We start from the raw sequence: 18,832 nt of genomic DNA, 5'->3' as shown, positions 1-18,832 counted from the left end.
CAAGGAAGAGGCTATGGAGAAAATACTGACCCCCCGCATGGAGCAACTGCCCATCGGCTGGACCAGGCTGGCAATATTGACCGGTCTGTTTCTGCTGGTGTTAGCACTCGGTGCGGGCAAGACTGAAGGCGAGTTCGGGCTCTTTGCCCTGGTGCCCACCCTGGTGGTGCTGGGGCTGGCGCTGATGACCCGGCGCACGCTGGAGCCGCTGCTGGCCGGTGCCCTGACGGGCTTTGCCCTGGTGGAGCCACAGCGGACGCTGCACAACTTTGTGGCCAGCACCCTGGAGGTGATGCAGGGGCCCATTATGGGCTGGCTTATTCTGGTGTGCGGCCTGCTCGGTAGTCTGATTGCCCTGCTGCAATTTTCCGGTGCGACTCTGGCCTTCAGCGACAGTCTGGGCAAATACGTCAAGCGTCGCTCTCATGCCCTGATGGCCAGTTGGCTGCTGGGCATTGCCATTTTTATTGATGACTACCTCAATGCTCTGACCGTCAGCACCGCCATGCGCAAGCTGTCGGACAAGCTGAAAATCTCCCGGGACATGCTGGCCTATGTAGTGGACTCCACTTCGGCACCGGTGTGCCTGCTGATCCCGTTTTCCACCTGGGTAATTTATCTCGCCGGCCTGATTGAAGCCAATGGCCTGGTGCCCGAAGGGCAAGGCTTCAATTATTACCTGAGCCTGTTGCCCTACCTGGTGTACCCCTGGGTGGCACTGCTGCTGGTGCCCCTGGTGGCTTTTGGCGTGATGCCGCTGCTTGGCACCATGAAGCAGGCAGAGCGTGACTGCCTGGCAGGCAACAGCGAGGCTATCGAACAGGACGAGCCGGGCCATCGCCAGCCGCCGCGACTGGTGAACTTCATGCTGCCGGTGCTGACCCTGCTGCTGGCCACCTGGTATTTCAATATTGATGCGCTGATGGGCGTGGGCTGCGCCCTGGTGGTATCGCTGGTGCTGTACCGGCTACAGGGGCTGGCCAGTCTGCCCCGGCTGTTTGATGAAATTATTCAGGGCATGGCCACCATGTTGCTGCCGCTGGGCATCGTGTTTGCTGCCTTTGTGCTGCAGGCAGTCAACGAGAAGCTGGGGCTGGCGCCTTATCTGATCGACACCATCACTCCCTACATGAACGCCCAGTGGCTGCCGGCGCTGAGCTTTCTGGTACTGGCCGGGCTGACCTTTGCCACCGGCTCCTTCTGGGGTGTGTATGCCATCGCCTTTCCCATCATGATCCCCCTGGCGCAGGCTCTGGATGCCAATATGGCCCTGACCCTGGGGGCCGTAGTGTCGGCGGGGGCCTTTGGCAGCCATGCCTGCTTTTTTGGGGATTCCACCGTGATTTCCGCCCGCGGCTGCGGCATCAGCCCAATGCAGCACGCGCTCAGCCAACTGCCCTATACCCTGATTGCCGCTGCCGTCACCACGGTAGTGCTGTGGCTGCTGGCCTGATTTGAAACAAGGAGAACAAGATGAAACGAACCGGATTCGCCTTTCACGAACACTGCCTGTGGCACGATGCTGGCCCCTGCTCGGTGTTTGATCGCCCCGGTGGCTTTGTGCAGCCCGCCGCCGCCGCGGAGCACCCGGAAACCAAGCGCCGGTTGCGCAACCTGCTGGCGGTGAGCGGCCTGCTGGAGCAGCTGACCCCGGTGCACGCCGAGCCGGCCACCCGGGAAGATTTGCTGCGCTTTCATACCGGACGATACATTGACGAGCTGAGCGCCATGAGCGAACAGGGCTTCGGTGATGCCGGCCAGTATGCGCCCTTTCGTCAGGATGCCTTTCCCATTGCCTGCCGCTCGGCCGGCCTGGCCATGGCCACGGTGGCGGCGGTGCTCAGGGGCGAAGTCGACAACGGCTACTGCCTGTCGCGCCCGCCCGGGCATCACGCTGAAGCGGATCGGGGCATGGGATTTTGCCTGCTGGGCAATATTCCCATCGCCATTCGGGCGGCCCAGGCAAAGGGGCTGGTGCGCCGGGTCGCGGTGATTGACTGGGATGTGCACCATGGCAACGGCACTCAGCAGGCGTTTTATGAGGATGCCGAGGTGTTGACCATCTCCCTGCATCACGACAACAACTATCCCATTGACTCGGGCAGTGCAGACGAGCGGGGCAGTGGGGCCGGCTTTGGTTATAACCTCAACGTACCGCTGCCGGCCGGATCCGGCATTGGCACCTATTTGGCGGCCATGGATCAACTGGTGATCCCGGCATTGGATCGTTTTCAGCCCGAGTTGATCGTGGTGGCCTGTGGCTTTGATGCCAGCGCCATGGATCCGCTCGGCTGCATGCTGCTTAATGCTGATGCCTTTGGCCAGCTCACCGCCAGGGTGATGGCCGCCGCCGATCGCCTGTGCCGAGGCCGGCTGGTGATGGTGCATGAAGGGGGCTATTCGGAAGGCTATGTGCCCTTCTGCGGTCACCGGGTGATCGAAACCCTGAGCCGAAGCGACATTCATGTGCCCGATCCCGCCGGTGGAGACATTGCCCGCTGGGGCCAGCAGGAGCTGCAGCCCCACCAGGCGGCGCTGCTCGAAAGTCTTGTGCCCTTGCTGACGGATATTCACGCCTGATGTTCCGGCCCTGAACCAGCGCAAAAACTGGTCAGGGCCTTTTTTGAGTGTTACATTTTATTCACCGTTTTATCTGTCGGTGAAAGATGGTTTTCATGCAAAAGGATATTGCACCCCATTCCCTTGAACCCCTGGCAATGCTGCTATCTTCAGTGGATTGCAGTGAATTTTTGCCGCAACTTCAGGCCTGTCTGGAAAGTTATTTCCCCTGCATCGATCTGGTGTTATGCCGGTTTTACCGTCATCGCAGTCCCGAGATACTGTTACATAATCTGAACCAGCAGCAGGAGGCGGCGACCCTGCATCCTTACTGCGCCGGCATGTACCAGCTCGACCCTTTTTACCAGCACTGGCTGGCCCGGCCAGCCGCCGGGGTGTTTCTTCTGGACGATATTGCGCCGTCGGAGTTTCGGCGTACCGAGTATTTCCTGACCTATTACACCGGGCTCGGGTTACATGACGAGCTGATGTGTTTTTTCTCATCCAATACCGATACCACCCTGGCTTTTTCACTGGGCTTTTACCGTCCCCCGCCGCACTCGAATGGTCGCCTGCTGAGCGACAAGATGGGTTACCTGTTTCCGCTGTTGCAGGCGTTGCTGGAAAAGCACCACTGGCAGTCGGCGTCTGCCCTACATGACGATGGGGCAAGGTCCGGGGAGTTTCTGGATGAGCGTCTGAGCGAACGCGAGCAGCAGGTGGCACGGCTGTTTTTGCAAGGGCACAGTGCCGCAGCCATTGCCGAGCAGCTGTGTATCAGTCCCGGCACGGTGAAAAACCATCGCAAGAACATCTACGGCAAGCTCGTCATCAACAGTCAGGCCGAGCTGTTTCAGTTGTTTTTGCGACAGTTGGGAGTTGAGTAAAAAGAAAGGGCGCCTTCCGGCGCCCTTGGTGTTTTTCGGCCTGCTGGTGCTTCACATGACGATCAGCTCACCCGAACTCAATCCAGGTGGTTTTCAGCTGGCTGTATTCGTCCAGGGAATGCAGCGACTTGTCGCGGCCGTTGCCGGACTGTTTATAGCCGCCAAAGGGCACCGTCATGTCACCGCCGGCGTAGTTGTTGACGAACACCTGGCCCGACTCCAGTCGTCGTGCCGTGGTCAGGGCGCGGTCCAGGTTTTGGGTCCAGACCGCCGCCGCCAGGCCGTAGGGTGAGTCGTTGGCGATAGCAACCGCCTCGTCGGCGCTGTCAAAGCCGATCACCGCCAGCACCGGGCCGAACACCTCTTCTCGCGCCAGCGCCATGCCGTTGTTCACGTTATCAAACACGGTGGGAGCAAAATACAGGCCGCCGTTCACGCTCACCGGTTCGCCGCCGGTGCGCAGGCGCGCGCCCTGCTGCTGTGCTGCCGCCACGTGGCCGGCAATGCCGTCGAGCTGGGTGGCATCGACAATGGCGCCCATGGCGGTGGCCGGGTCCAACGGGTTGCCGGGCTGCCAGGCGGCGGCGTGGTGCAGGATGCGTTCCACCAGCTCGTCCTTGATGGCGTTTTCCACCAGCAGCCGGGATCCGGCGATGCACACTTCACCCTGGTTGTAGAAAATGGCCTGGGCCGCCTGTTGCGCCACGCGATCCAGATTGCCGGCGTCGGCAAACACGATATTGGCGCTCTTGCCGCCGCACTCCATAAAGGTGCGTTTCAGGTTGGACTCGCCCGCATACTGGGTCAGCAGCTTGCCCACGCCGGTGGAGCCGGTAAAGGCCAGGGCGTTCACGTCCATGTGCAGGGCCAGGGCCTTGCCCACGGTGTGACCGTAGCCGGGTAGCACCTGCAACACGCCGGCGGGCAGGCCGGCCTCATGGGCCAGCGCCGCCAGCCGCAGCGCACTCAGCGGAGATTTCTCCGAGGGCTTTAAAATAACGGTATTGCCGGCGGCCAGGGCCGGGGCGATTTTCCAGCAGGCCATCATCAGCGGAAAGTTCCAGGGCACGATGGCGGCCACCACCCCCAAGGGTTCCCGGGTCACCAGCCCCAGGCTGCTGGCGGCGGTGGGGGCGATTTCGCCATATACCTTGTCGATGGCCTCGGCATTCCAGCGGAGGCAGCGCACTGCCGCGGGCAGGTCCACTTCCAGGCTGTTGGAGATGGGCTTGCCCATGTCCAGGGTTTCCAGCAGCGCCAGCTCCTCGGCGTGCTGCTCTACCAGATTGGCGAACTGCAGCAGAATGCGCTTGCGCTCGGCCGGGGCCAGGCCGGCCCAGTGGGGCAGGGCGGTGCGCGCGTGGGCCACCGCCAGGTTGGCGTCCTGCTCGTCGCAGCTGGCCACCTCGGCCAGTGGCTGTCCGGTGGCGGGGTTGTGGCTGGCAAAGTGTTCGCCGGAAATAGCGTCGCAGTAACGGCCGTTGATAAAGGCGCGGCCCTCGGGCCGCAGTCCTTCACTTAAGGCTTGCCAGTGGGCAAGAGAATGTTGCGTCATGGTCGCCTCCTCAGCTCATAATGCCCAGCTGGCGGGCGGTGGCGTCCAGGCTCTCGCGGGCCAGGCGCACCAGCTCGTCGATTTCGGGCTTGGTGATCACCAGGGGCGGAGACACCACCATGGTTTCGCCCACGGAGCGCATTACGATGCCGGTGTTAAAGCAGTTGTCCCGGCAGCGGCCGCCGATGCCTGGCTCAAAGCGCGCCAGGCTGGTCTTGTCGGCCACCAGCTCCAGGGCACCCAGCAACCCCAGGCTGCGGGCCTCGCCCACCAGCGGGTGATCCGCCAGGCTGGCCCAGCGCTCGGCAAAATAGGGCGCGGCCACCTCGCGTACGTGTTCCAGCACGCCGCCTTCTTCCATCAGCTCCAGGTTGCGCAGGGCCACGGCGGCGCAGGCCGGGTGACCGGAGTAGGTAAAGCCGTGGTAGAACTCACCGCCCTGTTCGATCAGGGTTTCGGCCACCCGATCACCCACCAGCACGCCGCCGATGGGCAGGTAGCCGGAAGACAGTCCTTTGGCGATGGGCATAAGATCGGGCTTGATGTTGAAATGCTGGCTGCCGAACCACTGACCCAGCCGGCCAAAGCCGCAGATCACTTCGTCGGCGATCAGCAGAATGCCGTAGTGATCGCAAATACGCTGCACTTCTGGCCAGTAGCTCTCGGGCGGAATGATCACGCCGCCGGCACCCTGCACCGGCTCGGCAATAAAGGCCGCCACCCGGTCTACCCCCAGCTCCTTGATCTTCTGCTCCAGCGACCGCGCCGCCAGCAGGCCGAATGCTTCCGGGCTCATTTCCCGGCCTTCGCCGAACCAGTAGGGCTGAGCGATGTGCTCCACGTCCGCCAGCATGGGGCCGCCCTGCTCGTGCATGGGGGCCATACCGCCCAGACTGGCACCGGCCACGGTGGAGCCGTGGTAGCCGTTGCGCCGGCCGATGATCACGGTTTTTTCCGGCTGGCCCTTGAGCTGCCAGTAGCGGCGCACCATGCGCACGACCGTGTCGTTGGACTCGGAACCGGAGCCGGTAAAGAACACGTGGTTGATGTGCTCGGGGGCCAGCTCGGTGAGCTTTTTGGCCAGTTTGATCGCCGGCGGGTGGGCGGTCTTGAAGAAGTTGTTGTAGTAGGGCAGCTCGGTCATCTGGGTGGCGGCGGCGTCCACCAGCTCCTGGCGGCCATAGCCCAGATTCACGCACCACAGGCCGGCCATGGCATCGAGAATACGGTTGCCTTCGGAATCAATAATATAAATGCCTTCAGCACCGGTAATTATGCGGCTGTTGCTGCCCAGATCCTTGGTGTCGGTAAAGGGGTGCAGGTGGTGCTGGCCGTCCTGTTTGCGCAGGTCTTGAGTGTTGTACTGATGCATGATGGTGTCCTTTTTCTTCATGTTGTTCAGGCGTTGACGCGCTGGCGGTAGTTCGCGCAGGCCGCGCCAAAGGCGGTAAAAATGGCGGCATAGAGCGGGTGTTCGTCGGTGCGCCACTCCGGGTGCCACTGCACGCCCAGGGCAAAAGGCAGGGTGGGATCGCTGATGGCTTCCACCAGGCCGTCCGGGGCAAGGGCCTCGGCCAGCAGGCCTTCGCCCAGGCGGTCGATGCCCTGCTGGTGCAATGAGTTCACCTCGAAGTTCAGCTCACCGGTGAGCCGGTGCAGCAGGCCGTCCGGGTTCAGACTGAGGGCATGAGCCGGCTCGTAATGCGAGTTCACTCCGCCGCTGTCCGGCTCGCGGTGATCCATCAGGCCGGGCAGTTCCTGCAGCGGTTGGCGCAGGCTGCCGCCCCAGGCCACGTTCATTTCCTGCAGGCCGCGGCAGATGCCGAGCAGCGGCAGTTGCAGCCGGCGGGCGGCACGGATCAGCGACAGTGCGGATCCGTCCCGATCGGGATCCAGCCGGCAGTCCACATGCTCCTGATCGGCGGCGTAATGGCGCGGATCCACATTGCTGTAGCTGCCGGTGAGGCAAAGGCCGTCGAGGCGCTCCAGGATCCCTTCGTTCAGGCCCTCGGCCAGGGCCGGCAGCAGCACCACTTCCACCTTCGCCGAATGGCGCAGGGCGTCCACGTACTTGTTCACCACCATGTGGCACTGGTGCCCTTCAATCTGCCGCTGACAGGCGGTGACGCCGATCAGAGGCTTGTGCATTATTCTTTCCATGCGTTCACCTGCTCAAACCAGTTGGTTTATATATTCAACGGCCCTGTGTGCCGAATCCATAACGGCATGGAAGCACGGTAACTGCACGAAATCCAGTGATTAACGGCCTAAAAAAGCAGCTTTGGTTTAATTTATGTGACGTAGTTAACTCTTTTTTACAAAGTTTTAACTTTTGTGGTGCTCGAGTGATTGTCTTGTTGTGTTCATTATCCTATAACAAATGACATTCTGGATGGTTATTAAAACGCAACATGGAGGTCACCATGAGTGACAGGGGCATGCAAGAGGCCCGGGAGTTTCTGGAACGAAACCCGGATATTAATTCCATCGATCTGATGATCGGCGACATCAACGGGGTGATCCGCGGCAAGCGCATTCCCCGGGACAGCCTGCTCAAGGCCTACGAGGAAGGGGTCTGCCTGCCGGCCTCGCTGTTTGCCCTCGACATTAACGGCAATACCATTGAGGAAACCGGACTGGGGCTGGATCAGGGCGAGGGTGACCGGCTGTGCTTTCCGGTGCCCGGCACCCTGAGCCGGGTGCCCTGGCAGGACAGACCCTGTGCCCAGCTGCTGATGAGCATGTATGAAAACGATCATAGTCCCTTTGTGTACGATCCTCGTCATGTGCTGCAGCGGGTGCTGGATCGCTTTTCCGCGCTGGGCCTGACGCCGGTGGTGGCGGTGGAAACCGAGTTTTATGTGATCGACCGGGAGCGCGACGACGAGCACCAGCTGCAGCCGCCGGTGTCGCCGGTGAGTGGCAAGCGGGATCGTCAGTGTCAGGTGTATTCGCTGTCGGATCTGGATGACTATTGCGATTTTCTTGAAAGCATTCAGCAGTCGGCCATGACTCAGAACCTGCCGGTGGACACCGCCATTGCCGAGTGTGCCCCGGGCCAGTTCGAGATTAATCTCAAGCACCGACCTGATGCCATGCAGGCCTGCGATGAAGCGGTGTTGCTCAAACGGCTGATCAAGGGCGTGGCGGCGCGCCACAGCATGGAAGCCACCTTTATGGCCAAGCCCTACAACCAGGAGGCGGGCAGCGGTACTCATATTCATGTGAGCCTGGTGGATAACGACGGCAATAACCTTTTCTGCGGTAACAACGAGCAGGCTCTGGGCAGTGAGCTGCTGCAACAGGCGGTGGCCGGGGTGCTGGCGCTGATGCCCGAGTCGATGGTGGTGTTTGCACCCAATGCCAACAGCTACCGCCGTTTTCAGCCCGGCTATTATGTGCCTATGAGCCAGACCTGGGGTGCCGACAACCGCACTGTGGCGGTACGCGTGCCTGGTGGCAACCCCGCCGCCCGTCGTTTGGAGCACCGTGTGGCCGGTGCTGATGCCAACCCCTACCTGCTGGTGGCCAGCATTCTGGCTGGCATTCATTATGGCCTGACTCATCAGCTGCAAGCGCCCGAGCCCGCCACCGGCAACGCCTATGCCAGCCATCCTCCCAGTCTGCCCAACAGCTGGATCCAGGCTCTGGATCAGTGGCAGCAAAATGAGATCCTGCCGGAATACCTGGGGCAGGAGTTTTGCCGGGTGTACCACGCCAACCGCTACGGCGAACGGCAACTGTTTATGCGCCATGTCAGCTCGCAGGAGTATGACTGGTATCTGCGTTCGGTCTGACAGGAGCAAGTCCCATGGAAGGATGTAACTTTCGCCGCTGGCTGATGCCGCTGCTGGCCCTTTTTTTAGTGCTGCCCGGGTTGGCCCGGGCCGATGCCCCCAGCCTGGAAGTGCCTGCACTGGTACTGAAAGGCATTCCCTTTGAGGTGACGGTGAGCGGCATCACCGACCAGCCGCTGTGGCTGGTGCAGGGGGATCGTCGTCATGCCCTGATGCCGCTGGACGGCGAAGCAACCATAGAGCTGGTGACCGGTGCCGACAGCCTGGCGCTCAGACTGCAGAATGAGGCCGGCACCGTGCTGGCCGCAACGGCCAGTCCGGCCATTGCGGCCTGGCTGTCGGTGGTGCCGGCGCTGCTGGCCATTGTGCTGGCGCTGGCGTTCCGGCAGGTGATTCTGGCGCTGTTTGTGGCTATCTGCTGTGGCGGCTGGCTGGGTTATGGTCTGGCCGGCGACAAGCTGCTTAACAGCGTGCTCGACTCGGTGAACGTGCACGTGCTGGCCGCCGCCAGCGACTCGGAGCATATGTCGGTGGTGCTGTTCTGCCTGCTGATCGGCGGCATGGTGGGCATTATCTCGCGCAACGGCGGCACCGTGGGCATTGCCCGGCACATTACCCGCTTTGTGCGCGGCCGGCGCAGCGCCCAGACCACCACGGGTTTGCTGGGTACCGCCATTTTCTTTGATGACTACGCCAATGCCCTGATTGTGGGCAATACCATGCGCAACATCACCGACAGGCTGCGGATCTCCCGGGAAAAGCTGGCCTACCTGGTGGACTCCACTGCCGCCCCGGTATCTGCCATTTTGCTGGTGACCACCTGGATCGGTTTTCAGGTGGGATTGATTGACGAGGCACTCCGGCTGGTGGACGGATTTGAGGGATCTGCCTACGGCGTGTTTATGGCTTCGATCAGCTACAGTTTTTATCCCATTCTGGCGCTGGTGTTTGTGTTTATGATCAGCCTTTCCGGCCGTGACTTTGGCCCCATGCTCAAGGCTGAGCAAAGAGCAGTGAGGCAGCAACTGGAAGCGGACGACGAACTCACCGACCGGGAAGCCATTGCTGAGGAAGCCAGCATTGACGCCAAGCCGGGTATTCCCCACCGGGCTCTGAACGCCATTATTCCGATGACGGTACTGGTGTTCACTACCCTTGGGGGCATCTGGTATACCGGCATGAGTGAGCTGGGTTTTCCTGCTGAGGCCAGCCTGCGGGAGGTGTTCGGTAACAGCGACTCCTTTACCGCCATGATGTGGGGCTCACTGCTCAGTACCCTGGTGGCACTGGTGATGACCCGTATTCAGGGCTTGCTGAGCATGGACGAGGCCGCCCATTACTGGTTTGAAGGGGTGAAGTCGATGCTGCTGCCCATCACCATTCTGATGATGGCCTGGGCGTTGTCGTCGGTGAACGAAACCCTGAACACCAGCGACTACCTGGTGAGCGTGCTCAGCGACAGCCTGCAGCCGGAGCTGATTCCGGTGAGCGTGTTTGTGCTGTCGGCCTTTACCGCCTTTGCCACCGGCTCATCCTGGGGGGTGATGGGCATCATGATGCCGCTGGTGGTGCCTCTGGCCTGGGCGGTGCTGCAGCACCACGGCCTGGCCGGTGATCCTGAAGCCATGCACCTGTTCTACGCCTCGGTGGCGGCGGTGCTGGCGGGGGCGGTCTGGGGCGACCATTGTTCGCCCCTGGCCGAGACCACGCTGCTGGCGGCCATGGCCTCGGGCTGTGGTCTGGTGGAGCATGTGCGTACTCAGCTGCCCTATGCGCTGTTTGTGGGGGTGATTGCCACCCTGCTCGGTGTGGTGCCCGTGGCCTACGGCATGCCCTGGTGGCTGGGCATCGTACTCTGCACCCTGGCCATGGCCGCCGGCCTGCGACTGCTGGGCAAGCGCGCCGACGCCGAGGAAATAGAGTCGGTCACTGTTGAGCCTGTTAAGGTAGCCAAAACACCCTCCTGAGGATTTGGCAATGTGAAGCAGCAGCAGGGTTGCACGGCTCTACAAATACCGTCACTCCGTACTGAATCAGGTTCAGCATGACGGGCCGGAGTTCAGGAGCGGATTTCTAAGTTGTCTGCAGAATGGATTCCGGCTCAAGGGCCGGAATGACCCAGGCAAAAAACGCCGCAAGTGCGACATTTCGCCGCACTTGCGGCGTTTTTATTCGTGCTACCATGGCCCCTTTGTTTGTGTGTTATTCAGCCGCCATGACCAAACCCGTTTCCGCTACGTTGCCCCTGCTCGATCTGGATCGCGTGCTGCGCTTCAGCCTGTACAGCCGTTGGGTGTTTGTGGCTGTGCTCGGTACCAGCACTCTGGTGTTTTATCTGTTGCAACTCAGGCTGCCGCTGCTGCCACTGGCATTGGTGGCGGCCGGTATGGCCGGTGTGAATCTGTTTTTGACCCGCGACTGGCGCAGAGGCCGGCCGGCACAGCGGCTGCTGGAATTCGGTCTGCTGCTGGATGTGCTGGCGCTGGGGCTGGTGCTGGGGCTGACCGGCGGTGCCAGCAATCCGCTGGCAGTATTGTTTTTGCTGCCACTGGTGATGGCGGCACTGGTGTGTCCACCCCGTTTTTCCTGGTGGCTGACTGCTATCGCCATCGTGCTGTATTTGCTGTTGTTTTTCTGGAACCTGCCGCTGCCTACAGGGGAGCACGCTGGCCATGGCGATCATGAGGCGCTGTTTAATCTTCATCTGATTGGCATGTGGCTGACCTTTGCCCTGTCGGCGGGGCTGATCACCGCCTGTGTATCCCGGCTGGTGCGTATTCTCGGCGAGCGGGAGCGGCGGCTCAATCAGGCCTATCAGCGTCAGGACACCGATGAGCGGCTGCTGGTGCTGGCGATGGAGGCGGCGAGCCTGACTCATCAGTTGTCTACTCCCCTTAACAACCTGTTTCTGCTTAACGAAGAGCTGCGCGAGACTCCTGATCTGCCTGAAGAAGTGCAGGAAGATCTGCAACTGGCCCATACCCAGCTGGCGCAATGCGCCGATATCCTGAGCCGGCTTAAGTCTCAGAGTCAGGCGGAGCGGGAGCCGGTTCGGCTGTATCACACCCTTGGCGAGCGGCTGGCTCAGTGGCAGAACCTGCGGCCGGAAGTGCGGGTAGACTGGCAGCGACCGGTGGCGGATCAGACTGTTCAGCTCAGCCCGCTGTTCTGGCCGGCGCTGTTCAACATTCTTAATAATGCCGCCGATGCCGGCGAAGGCCGCATTGAACTGCACACGCATTTGCACGACAACGGCGACTGGGAGTTGGGCGTGCATAACCGCAGTGGGGTGCTGAGCGAAGCCCAGTTGCGCCGGGCCGGACTGGATCAGTTTGACTCGGGCAAACCCGCCGGTCTCGGGCTCGGAGTCTGGCTGTCTCACGCGACTCTGTCGCGGCTGAACGGCCGGCTGGAACTCAGTAATCACGCCGAAGGCGGCGTCTATGCCCGCATTTTGCTGCCTCTGGAGCCGAGCGCATGACCGACTTTTTGCTGGTGGATGACAACGAAACCTTTGCCCGCCTGTTGTGCCGGGGCTTTAAACGTCGCGGGTTGAATCTGGAGTGGGCGGCCACCGGCGACGAGGCGCTGGCGCTGCCGGCCCGCTTTCAGGGCATTTTGCTGGATCTGAACCTGAATGGCGAAAGCGGCCTGCAACTGCTGCCGGAGCTGGTGGCGGCTCAGCCTCGAGCGCGTATTGTGGTGCTCACCGGTTATGCCAGCATCAGTACCGCCATTGCCGCCATCAAACTGGGTGCGGTGCAGTACCTGCCCAAACCGGCAGAAATTGACACCATTCTTGCCGCGTTTGAAGAAGATGATGCCGGGCAGACCGCGGGCCTGAGTATCGAGGAGGAATCCCCGTCGCTCAAACGTCATCAGTGGGAATATGTGCAGTTTGTATTGCAGCAGCACGATGGCAATATTTCGGCCACTGCCCGCGCCCTGGGCATGCACAGGCGTACTCTGCAGCGCATGCTGCAAAAGCACGCTGTCAGTCGTTAACCGCTGCGACAATGTGCCGCATGGTGCAACGAGTCACTTTTTTCTACTATAAACGGGACTCATCTTTCACTACCCGTGCAACGGATTCCAGCGGTGCCAACCGGTGCCGCTCTTTTTTATTTTAAGGAGTGAAAACATGAAGCTAATGCGTAGTGCCCTTGCCTCTTTGTTGCTGCTGAGCGCCACTGGTGTTGTAGCTCACGAATATGAGCAGGGCGGCCTGCATATTGATCACCCGTGGAGTCGTCCGGCCCCGCCCATGGCGGTCAACGGCAGCGCCTATCTGGTGATAAATAACCATGGCAACACCGATGATGTGCTGCTGAGCGCCGAGAGTCCGGTATCCGAGCGAGTGGAGATCCATACCCATGTGATGGACGGTGACATGATGAAAATGCGCCAGCTCGACAATCTGCCGGTGCCTGCAGGTGAGGCTGTCACCCTGGCCCCGGGCGGCCATCACCTGATGCTGATGGGGCTGAAACAGGCACCCAAGGAAGGCGACCGCTTTCCTCTGACCCTGAACTTTGAGCAGGCCGGTGAGGTGGAAGTAGAAATATCCGTGGACGCCACTGCGCCCGAGCCAGTGAAGATGGCCCACGATGAAGGGCATCACCACCACTAAGTTTCAAAAGAGGCCAGGATGGCCCCTTTATTATTGCAAAGGTGCTAACAAGGAGAGTAAAGGGAGCGGCTACAGACGACTTTTTCCTTACCCCAGCAATTCCCGGTGCACTACCTTGATGCAGCTGTCTTCCACATATTCCAGCTCGGCCTCGGCGGCTGCCTCTGCCGCTGAGTGGCTGGTAATGCCTTCCTGCAGCCACAGGCATAGCGCTTCGTGCTCAATGGCTTCATCGGCAATATCAGCGGCATATTCGCCCCGGCGAAACACGTTCACCAGTTGCACCGGCTCATCCAGATCCTCCAGGCCCGAGACACAGGTCTCCCCCAGAATAACAGCACCGGCCAGCTGCGGATTAACCGGAAACACCCGGTAGCCTTGCTGTTGCAGATATTCCATTACCTGATAGCTGGCCCGTTCGGGGCGGTTTGAGGCACCCACCACAGCAATATTGTGAGTGTTTGAAAGAATCGTTTTCAGTCGTTGCTGTTCAGATGCTTCCATGATGATTTCCTGCTGAGTTTAAAAAGGCAGTTATACCAGTTTGCCTGCCCGGTAATCCATCATCGCCTGTTCAATTTCTGCTTGTGTGTTCATCACAAAAGGGCCGTACTGCACTACGGGCTCATGAAGCGGCCGTCCTGCCAGCAGCAGTGCTCTGCCTCCGCTGCTGCCTGCCGTCAGTATAAGGTGGTCCCCTGCACTCAGAATAGCGCTTTGCCTTGCAGGCAAAGCCTGCTCATTGACCCTGATATCGCCTTCAAAGGCATATAACAGCGCGTTTAGCTCCTTTGTCAGGGGCAGTGTCAGCGGCTGTTCGGGAGCAAGATGAATATCGGCAATAAGCGGCTGAGTATGCTCGCTGCGGATGGGCCCTGTCCAGATTTGATCTGCCAGGCGCAGTTCTCCAGCCAGCAGCACCAGTTTGCCATTGTCTGCAAGGGGAATGCGCGGCAGCTGATCAGCAGGAATATCCTGGTAACGGGCCGGTTGCATTTTGAGTGCTGCCGGCAGATTGAGCCAGATTTGAAACCCCTGCATGCGACCGGCTTCCTGCTGGGGCATTTCTGAGTGGATTACCCCACGGCCAGCCGTCATCCATTGTAGGTCACCGGGACGCAGATGACCTTGGTTACCCATATGATCCCGGTGCAACATGTGCCCGTCCAGCATATAGGTAATGGTTTCAAACCCCCGATGCGGATGATCGGGAAAGCCGGCAATGTAGTCGGCGGCCTCATCAGAAACGAAGTGATCCATCATCAGAAAGGGATCCATGCGTTGATGCTGATGCTGCCCCAGTACCCGGCGCAGGCGCACACCGGCACCATCCTGAGTATCCAGCGGCGGATAAAGCGTGGTGATGGTTCTTGCTGTCATATAGGTCGCTCCTTACAAAAAACGGCCTGCCCGATCATGAGGTTGCCACCAGTCCTGTTGCGGCCCCGCCGAAATAATACCGCTGGGGTTAATGGTTGAGTGGCTGCAGAAATAGTGATGGCGAATATGATCCATATTGACGGTGTCAGCGATGCCCGTTTGTTGATAGAGGTCTCTTAATAAACCATAAAGATTGTGATAATCACTGATACGCCTGCGATCACACTTGAAGTGAGTGTGATAGACCGCATCAAAGCGAACCAGGGTAGTCCACAACCGAATGTCGGCTTCGGTAAGCCGGTTGCCCAGCAGCCAGCGCCGGGTGTTCAGGTGTTGTTCCAGCCGATCAAGCGTCGCGAACAGCGGCTCAATGGCCTCGTCGTAGGCGGCCTGACTGGTGGCAAAACCGGCCTTGTATACGCCGTTATTAACCGTATCGTAAATAGTGCTATTGAGCTGCTCTATTTGTTCCTGCAGCTCAGCCGGATAGTAGTTGCCGGTGTGGGCACCGACCTTGTCAAAGGCGCTGTTGAACATCCGTACTATATCTGCCGACTCGTTACTGACAATGGTCTGGCGTTGTTTGTCCCACAGAATGGGTACGGTCACCCGGCCCGAATAGTGCGGGTCAGCCTGTGTGTAAAGCTGGTGCAGGTAGTTGTGCCCGTAAAGCTGGTCGCCGGTGGTATCGTCAAAGCCGGTGTCAAAGGTCCAGCCGTGCTCTTGCATTAACGGATGTACCACAGAGATGGTAATCAGATCCTCAAGGCCTTTGAGCTTGCGCATAATCAGGGTGCGGTGAGCCCAGGGGCAGGCGAGCGACACATAAAGATGGTAGCGGTCCGGCTCGGCAGCAAAACCGCCGTCACCTGTGGGGCCTGGGCTGCCATCGGCCGTCACCCAGTTGCGGTAGCGGCTTTCACTGCGCTCAAAGCGGCCTTTATTCTTGTCGGTGTTATACCAGACATCATGCCATACCCCTTCTATCAGCTTGCCCATGGCTTGCCTCCGTTAACGATAAACCTGGGTTCAGTATGGAAGCCGGTATGTCTTTCATAAAGCGGGAATATTCGAGCCGACTATTCAAAAAATGTGAATGATATTCACATGGAAATGCCTGAAACGTGTTGTGAAGTTGGCGTGTTAAACAATTTGATGCCGGAATCAAAGACAGTACGGCACTGACTCAGCAGTGCCGGAACTGTCATCAATAAAACTGACGTAACCACTGATTCAGCTGGCCAGCGGGCAGGGCACCGGACTGGCGGGCAATTTCCTTACCGTTTTTAAACACGATCAGGGTGGGAATGGAGCGAATGCCAAAACGGGCTGCGGCCTGCTGATGCTCCTCGGTGTTCAGCTTGGCCAGGCGCAAACGGCCGGCAAGCTCACCGGCGGCAGCTTCAAATATGGGGGCCATCATTTTGCAGGGGCCGCACCAGGGGGCCCAGAAGTCCAGCACTAACGGCAGGCTTTCGTTTACCAGCAAGCGCTCCAGAGCCGGGCCATCCAGCTCAAGCGCTGTCGCTGGTGTCAGCTCAGCTTTGCACTTGCCACATTTCGGGGCCTGTTGCAGCCGCGCTGCCGGCACCCGGTTGCGTGCCGAACAGGCCGGACATACCAGGAACTGCTCGCACATTATTTCATCCAGTCGGCCAGTTGGTAGGTCAGGGTATATTCTTCGCCTTTCAGGATGAGTTGCTGGCTGTCTTGAATCACGGTAGCTCCCTTGTTCAGGGTGTTGAGCACGGCAATCTCTACTTTCTGGGCATCCGGTGAGCAAGCCATCTGTGTGGTGGCCAGGGGTTCTGCCTTGAGCACGCCCTGCTTCAGAGTGGCGCTGCCAAAGAAACGGTTACAGCCGGCCTGGCCGTTAATGGAGAAGTGCTCTCCGATTTCCAGCTCTGATTTGATATCGGCACCAACGGCTTCACCGTTAACGGCGGTCAGATTCCAGTGATGATGCTGCAGGTCGGACTCGACCACTTTCAGACCGCCGCTGCAGGCAGTGAGTAACAGAGCGGTGGTAGCGGCAAAAGCGAGTTTCATAAGTGCTCCTTAATTAATTTTGTTATGACAGGGCAGACTATCGGCGAGACACTGCAGATTGTCGAGAGTCACCTCAGCGATAGCAGACAGAGCTTCATTTGTTAAGAAAGCCTGATGTCCAGTGAGAATGACGTTAGGATAGGCGGAAAGCAAGTGGAAGATCTCGTCTTGTATTATCTGACAGGATTTGTCTTCAAAAAACAGGTGCTCTTCTTCTTCGTATACATCCAGCCCCAGATGACCAATTTTACCAGTGTTAATGGCATCAATGGCGTCTCTGGCATTCAGCAGTCCGCCCCGGCTGGTGTTGATGATCATGACGCCATGCTTCATCTGCGCAAAGCTGTGGCGGTTAAGCAGATGATAGTTGTCAGGCGTCAGCGGACAGTGCAGGCTGATCACGTCCGACTCGGCAAACAGCTGCTCAAGCGGCGCATATTCTGCTCCCATGGCCAGCACGGCGTCATCCTGAACAGGATCATGTACCAGTAACTTCATGCCCAGCCCTTTCAGAATGCGCAGCGTTGCCAGGCCGATTTTTCCCGCGCCGATAATACCGGCGGTTTTACCATGCATATTGAAGCCAACCATGCCGTTAAGGGAAAAGTTGGCATCACGGGTGCGTTGATAGGCCTTGTGAATATGGCGGTTAAGCGTGAGCATCAGCCCTACTGTGTGTTCGGCCACGGCTTCAGGAGAGTAGGCCGGTACCCGCACCACATTCATGCCCGCCCGGTTGGCAGCGTCCAGGTCTACATTGTTGTAGCCGGCGCAGCGCAGGGCAATGTGCCTGACGCCGCCTTCAGCCAGCAGTCTGATAACATCGGCGTTAAGGTGATCGTTTACAAACACGCAGACAGCATCAAACCCCTGGCCAAGCAAGGCGGTTGTATCGTTCAGGGCAACATCAAACCAGGTAATGTTAAAACCGTGCCTGTGGTTATGCTCGGTAAACGCGGCCTGCATATAGGGATGGTTGCTGAAAAAAGCGATATTCATCTAAAAGGCGGCTCCCTTGCCTGAGTATGTAACGATTATTGGTATGGTCCGCCTGTTTTTTCAAGCTTGCCGGCCATAGTAAAAAGTGATTTTATGTTGAGTCATTTTAACAACGGGAGCTTCCATGTTCGTGACCCTGCTCACCGGCGGTGCCGGACAACTGACGCCGGATATTGCCAGTGCCATTGATAAACGGCCGGTCAGTGCGGCCCTGTTCTGCAGCCGCACCGGACTGAAAGGAGACGAGCAGGTATCTACCCGCTTTCATGGCGGACCCGAGCGGGCGTTGCATTATTATCCGGCGGAGCATTACCCGGTGTGGCGCCAGTGGTTCGAGGGCATGGGGCTGACCGACAGCCGCGAGCGGCTGGTGCCCGGGGCGTTTGGCGAGAACCTGTCCGGCACCGGACTGACGGAAGACAACGCCTGCATTGGCGATGTGTTTCGGCTGGGGGACGCCCTGGTGCAAATCAGCCAGCCACGCTCGCCCTGTTATAAACTCAATGCCCGTTTTGGACATGACTTTTTCTCGGTACTGGTGCAGGCCAACGGCCGTACCGGCTGGCTGCTGCGGGTGCTGGAAGAAGGTATGGTACCGCCGGCTGCGAATGTTGAGCTGGTGGAGCGGCCTTGTCCGGGCATGCCGGTCAGGCGAGCCGGTGATATTGTGTTCAACCGCGGTTTTGATGCTGATGGATTGCGGGAGCTGGCCGGGCTTGAACACTTATCTCCCAACTGGCGCAAAAAAGCGGCAGATTATCTGGCGGCAGGCCGGGTGGATGACTGGACTCTGCGCTTATTGGGGCCAAAAGCGACGCAAAGCTAAAAAAGGGCTTGCAAGGGAACCGCGGTTTCGGTACATTCTCGCTCCGTTAACGGCATGTAGCGCAGCCTGGTAGCGCACTTCGTTCGGGACGAAGGGGTCGGAGGTTCGAATCCTCTCATGCCGACCAGATTCACAAAAAAGCCTCGCAGT

At 59.4% G+C, this 18,832-nt stretch carries 18 protein-coding genes and 1 tRNA gene; 10 read left to right on the top strand and 9 right to left on the bottom strand.

Annotation, left to right across the window (positions count from 1 at the left end):
* The first annotated feature begins 13 nt into the window (after positions 1-13).
* The 3 genes from R0I78_RS02365 (at position 14) to R0I78_RS02355 (ending at position 3,446) form a co-directional block, all read left to right on the top strand.
* Positions 14-1,453: a Na+/H+ antiporter NhaC family protein gene (locus tag R0I78_RS02365; RefSeq protein WP_317074169.1), complete on the top strand. Its 1,440-nt coding sequence runs from the start codon at positions 14-16 to the stop codon at positions 1,451-1,453.
* Positions 1,454-1,473: 20 nt separating this feature from the next.
* The gene (locus tag R0I78_RS02360; protein WP_317074168.1) at positions 1,474-2,580 is read left to right on the top strand and encodes a class II histone deacetylase; all 1,107 of its coding nucleotides are present in this window, start codon (positions 1,474-1,476) and stop codon (positions 2,578-2,580) included.
* Between the two features lie 95 nt (positions 2,581-2,675).
* Positions 2,676-3,446: a helix-turn-helix transcriptional regulator gene (locus R0I78_RS02355; protein ID WP_317074167.1), complete on the top strand. Its 771-nt coding sequence runs from the start codon at positions 2,676-2,678 to the stop codon at positions 3,444-3,446.
* A 67-nt stretch (positions 3,447-3,513) separates the two neighbouring features.
* On the opposite strand, the gene R0I78_RS02350 is transcribed toward R0I78_RS02355, so the two are convergent.
* The 3 genes from R0I78_RS02350 to R0I78_RS02340 are packed head-to-tail and all read right to left on the bottom strand — an operon-like array spanning position 3,514 to position 7,149.
* Positions 3,514-5,001 carry an aldehyde dehydrogenase gene (locus tag R0I78_RS02350; protein WP_317074166.1) on the bottom strand — a complete coding sequence of 496 codons (1,488 nt, stop codon included), beginning with the start codon at positions 4,999-5,001 and terminating at the stop codon, positions 3,514-3,516.
* 10 nt (positions 5,002-5,011) lie between these two features.
* Complete coding sequence (locus tag R0I78_RS02345; protein ID WP_317074165.1) at positions 5,012-6,373, bottom strand: aspartate aminotransferase family protein; 1,362 nt, start codon at positions 6,371-6,373, stop codon at positions 5,012-5,014.
* A gap of 26 nt (positions 6,374-6,399) precedes the next feature.
* Entirely contained in the window at positions 6,400-7,149 is a 750-nt protein-coding gene (locus tag R0I78_RS02340) for a gamma-glutamyl-gamma-aminobutyrate hydrolase family protein (protein WP_317074164.1), read from the bottom strand.
* Between the two features lie 275 nt (positions 7,150-7,424).
* On the opposite strand from R0I78_RS02340, the gene R0I78_RS02335 reads away from it, so the two are divergent.
* From R0I78_RS02335 to R0I78_RS02315, 5 genes are all read left to right on the top strand, one after another.
* Complete coding sequence (locus R0I78_RS02335; protein WP_317074163.1) at positions 7,425-8,798, top strand: glutamine synthetase family protein; 1,374 nt, start codon at positions 7,425-7,427, stop codon at positions 8,796-8,798.
* A gap of 14 nt (positions 8,799-8,812) precedes the next feature.
* Positions 8,813-10,765, top strand: coding sequence for a Na+/H+ antiporter NhaC family protein (locus R0I78_RS02330; protein WP_317074162.1), 1,953 nt, complete (start codon positions 8,813-8,815; stop codon positions 10,763-10,765).
* A 146-nt stretch (positions 10,766-10,911) separates the two neighbouring features.
* Positions 10,912-12,279 (top strand): HAMP domain-containing sensor histidine kinase, encoded by a 1,368-nt coding sequence (locus tag R0I78_RS02325; RefSeq protein WP_317074161.1) that lies wholly within the window; start codon positions 10,912-10,914, stop codon positions 12,277-12,279.
* Positions 12,276-12,803, top strand: coding sequence for a response regulator transcription factor (locus R0I78_RS02320; RefSeq protein WP_317074160.1), 528 nt, complete (start codon positions 12,276-12,278; stop codon positions 12,801-12,803). Before R0I78_RS02325 ends, R0I78_RS02320 begins: the two co-directional genes overlap by 4 nt.
* A gap of 136 nt (positions 12,804-12,939) precedes the next feature.
* Complete coding sequence (locus R0I78_RS02315) at positions 12,940-13,428, top strand: copper chaperone PCu(A)C (protein WP_317074159.1); 489 nt, start codon at positions 12,940-12,942, stop codon at positions 13,426-13,428.
* A gap of 87 nt (positions 13,429-13,515) precedes the next feature.
* On the opposite strand, the gene R0I78_RS02310 is transcribed toward R0I78_RS02315, so the two are convergent.
* The 6 genes from R0I78_RS02310 to R0I78_RS02285 form a co-directional block, all read right to left on the bottom strand.
* Entirely contained in the window at positions 13,516-13,932 is a 417-nt protein-coding gene (locus R0I78_RS02310; protein ID WP_019935110.1) for a CoA-binding protein, read from the bottom strand.
* A 30-nt stretch (positions 13,933-13,962) separates the two neighbouring features.
* Positions 13,963-14,808 (bottom strand): pirin family protein, encoded by an 846-nt coding sequence (locus R0I78_RS02305; RefSeq protein ID WP_317074158.1) that lies wholly within the window; start codon positions 14,806-14,808, stop codon positions 13,963-13,965.
* 12 nt (positions 14,809-14,820) lie between these two features.
* Positions 14,821-15,807 (bottom strand): glutathione S-transferase family protein, encoded by a 987-nt coding sequence (locus tag R0I78_RS02300; protein ID WP_317074157.1) that lies wholly within the window; start codon positions 15,805-15,807, stop codon positions 14,821-14,823.
* A gap of 208 nt (positions 15,808-16,015) precedes the next feature.
* The gene (trxC, locus tag R0I78_RS02295; protein ID WP_317074156.1) at positions 16,016-16,447 is read right to left on the bottom strand and encodes a thioredoxin TrxC; all 432 of its coding nucleotides are present in this window, start codon (positions 16,445-16,447) and stop codon (positions 16,016-16,018) included.
* The gene (locus R0I78_RS02290; RefSeq protein WP_019935106.1) at positions 16,447-16,857 is read right to left on the bottom strand and encodes an META domain-containing protein; all 411 of its coding nucleotides are present in this window, start codon (positions 16,855-16,857) and stop codon (positions 16,447-16,449) included. The genes trxC and R0I78_RS02290 overlap by 1 nt, the downstream gene beginning before the upstream one ends.
* A 9-nt stretch (positions 16,858-16,866) precedes the next feature.
* Entirely contained in the window at positions 16,867-17,856 is a 990-nt protein-coding gene (locus tag R0I78_RS02285) for a 2-hydroxyacid dehydrogenase (protein WP_317074155.1), read from the bottom strand.
* A 124-nt stretch (positions 17,857-17,980) separates the two neighbouring features.
* On the opposite strand from R0I78_RS02285, the gene R0I78_RS02280 reads away from it, so the two are divergent.
* On the top strand, positions 17,981-18,682 hold the full coding sequence (locus R0I78_RS02280) for an MOSC domain-containing protein (RefSeq protein ID WP_317074154.1): 702 nt from the start codon (positions 17,981-17,983) through the stop codon (positions 18,680-18,682).
* A gap of 50 nt (positions 18,683-18,732) precedes the next feature.
* Positions 18,733-18,809, top strand: a tRNA-Pro gene (locus R0I78_RS02275).
* Positions 18,810-18,832: the final 23 nt, after the last annotated feature.

The sequence above is a fragment of the Oceanimonas sp. CAM02 genome, from assembly GCF_032842915.1.
GTDB lineage: Bacteria > Pseudomonadota > Gammaproteobacteria > Enterobacterales > Aeromonadaceae > Oceanimonas > Oceanimonas smirnovii.
The sequence above is the reverse complement of the archived record's forward strand: the minus strand, read 5'-3'. Positions and strand labels throughout refer to the sequence as shown.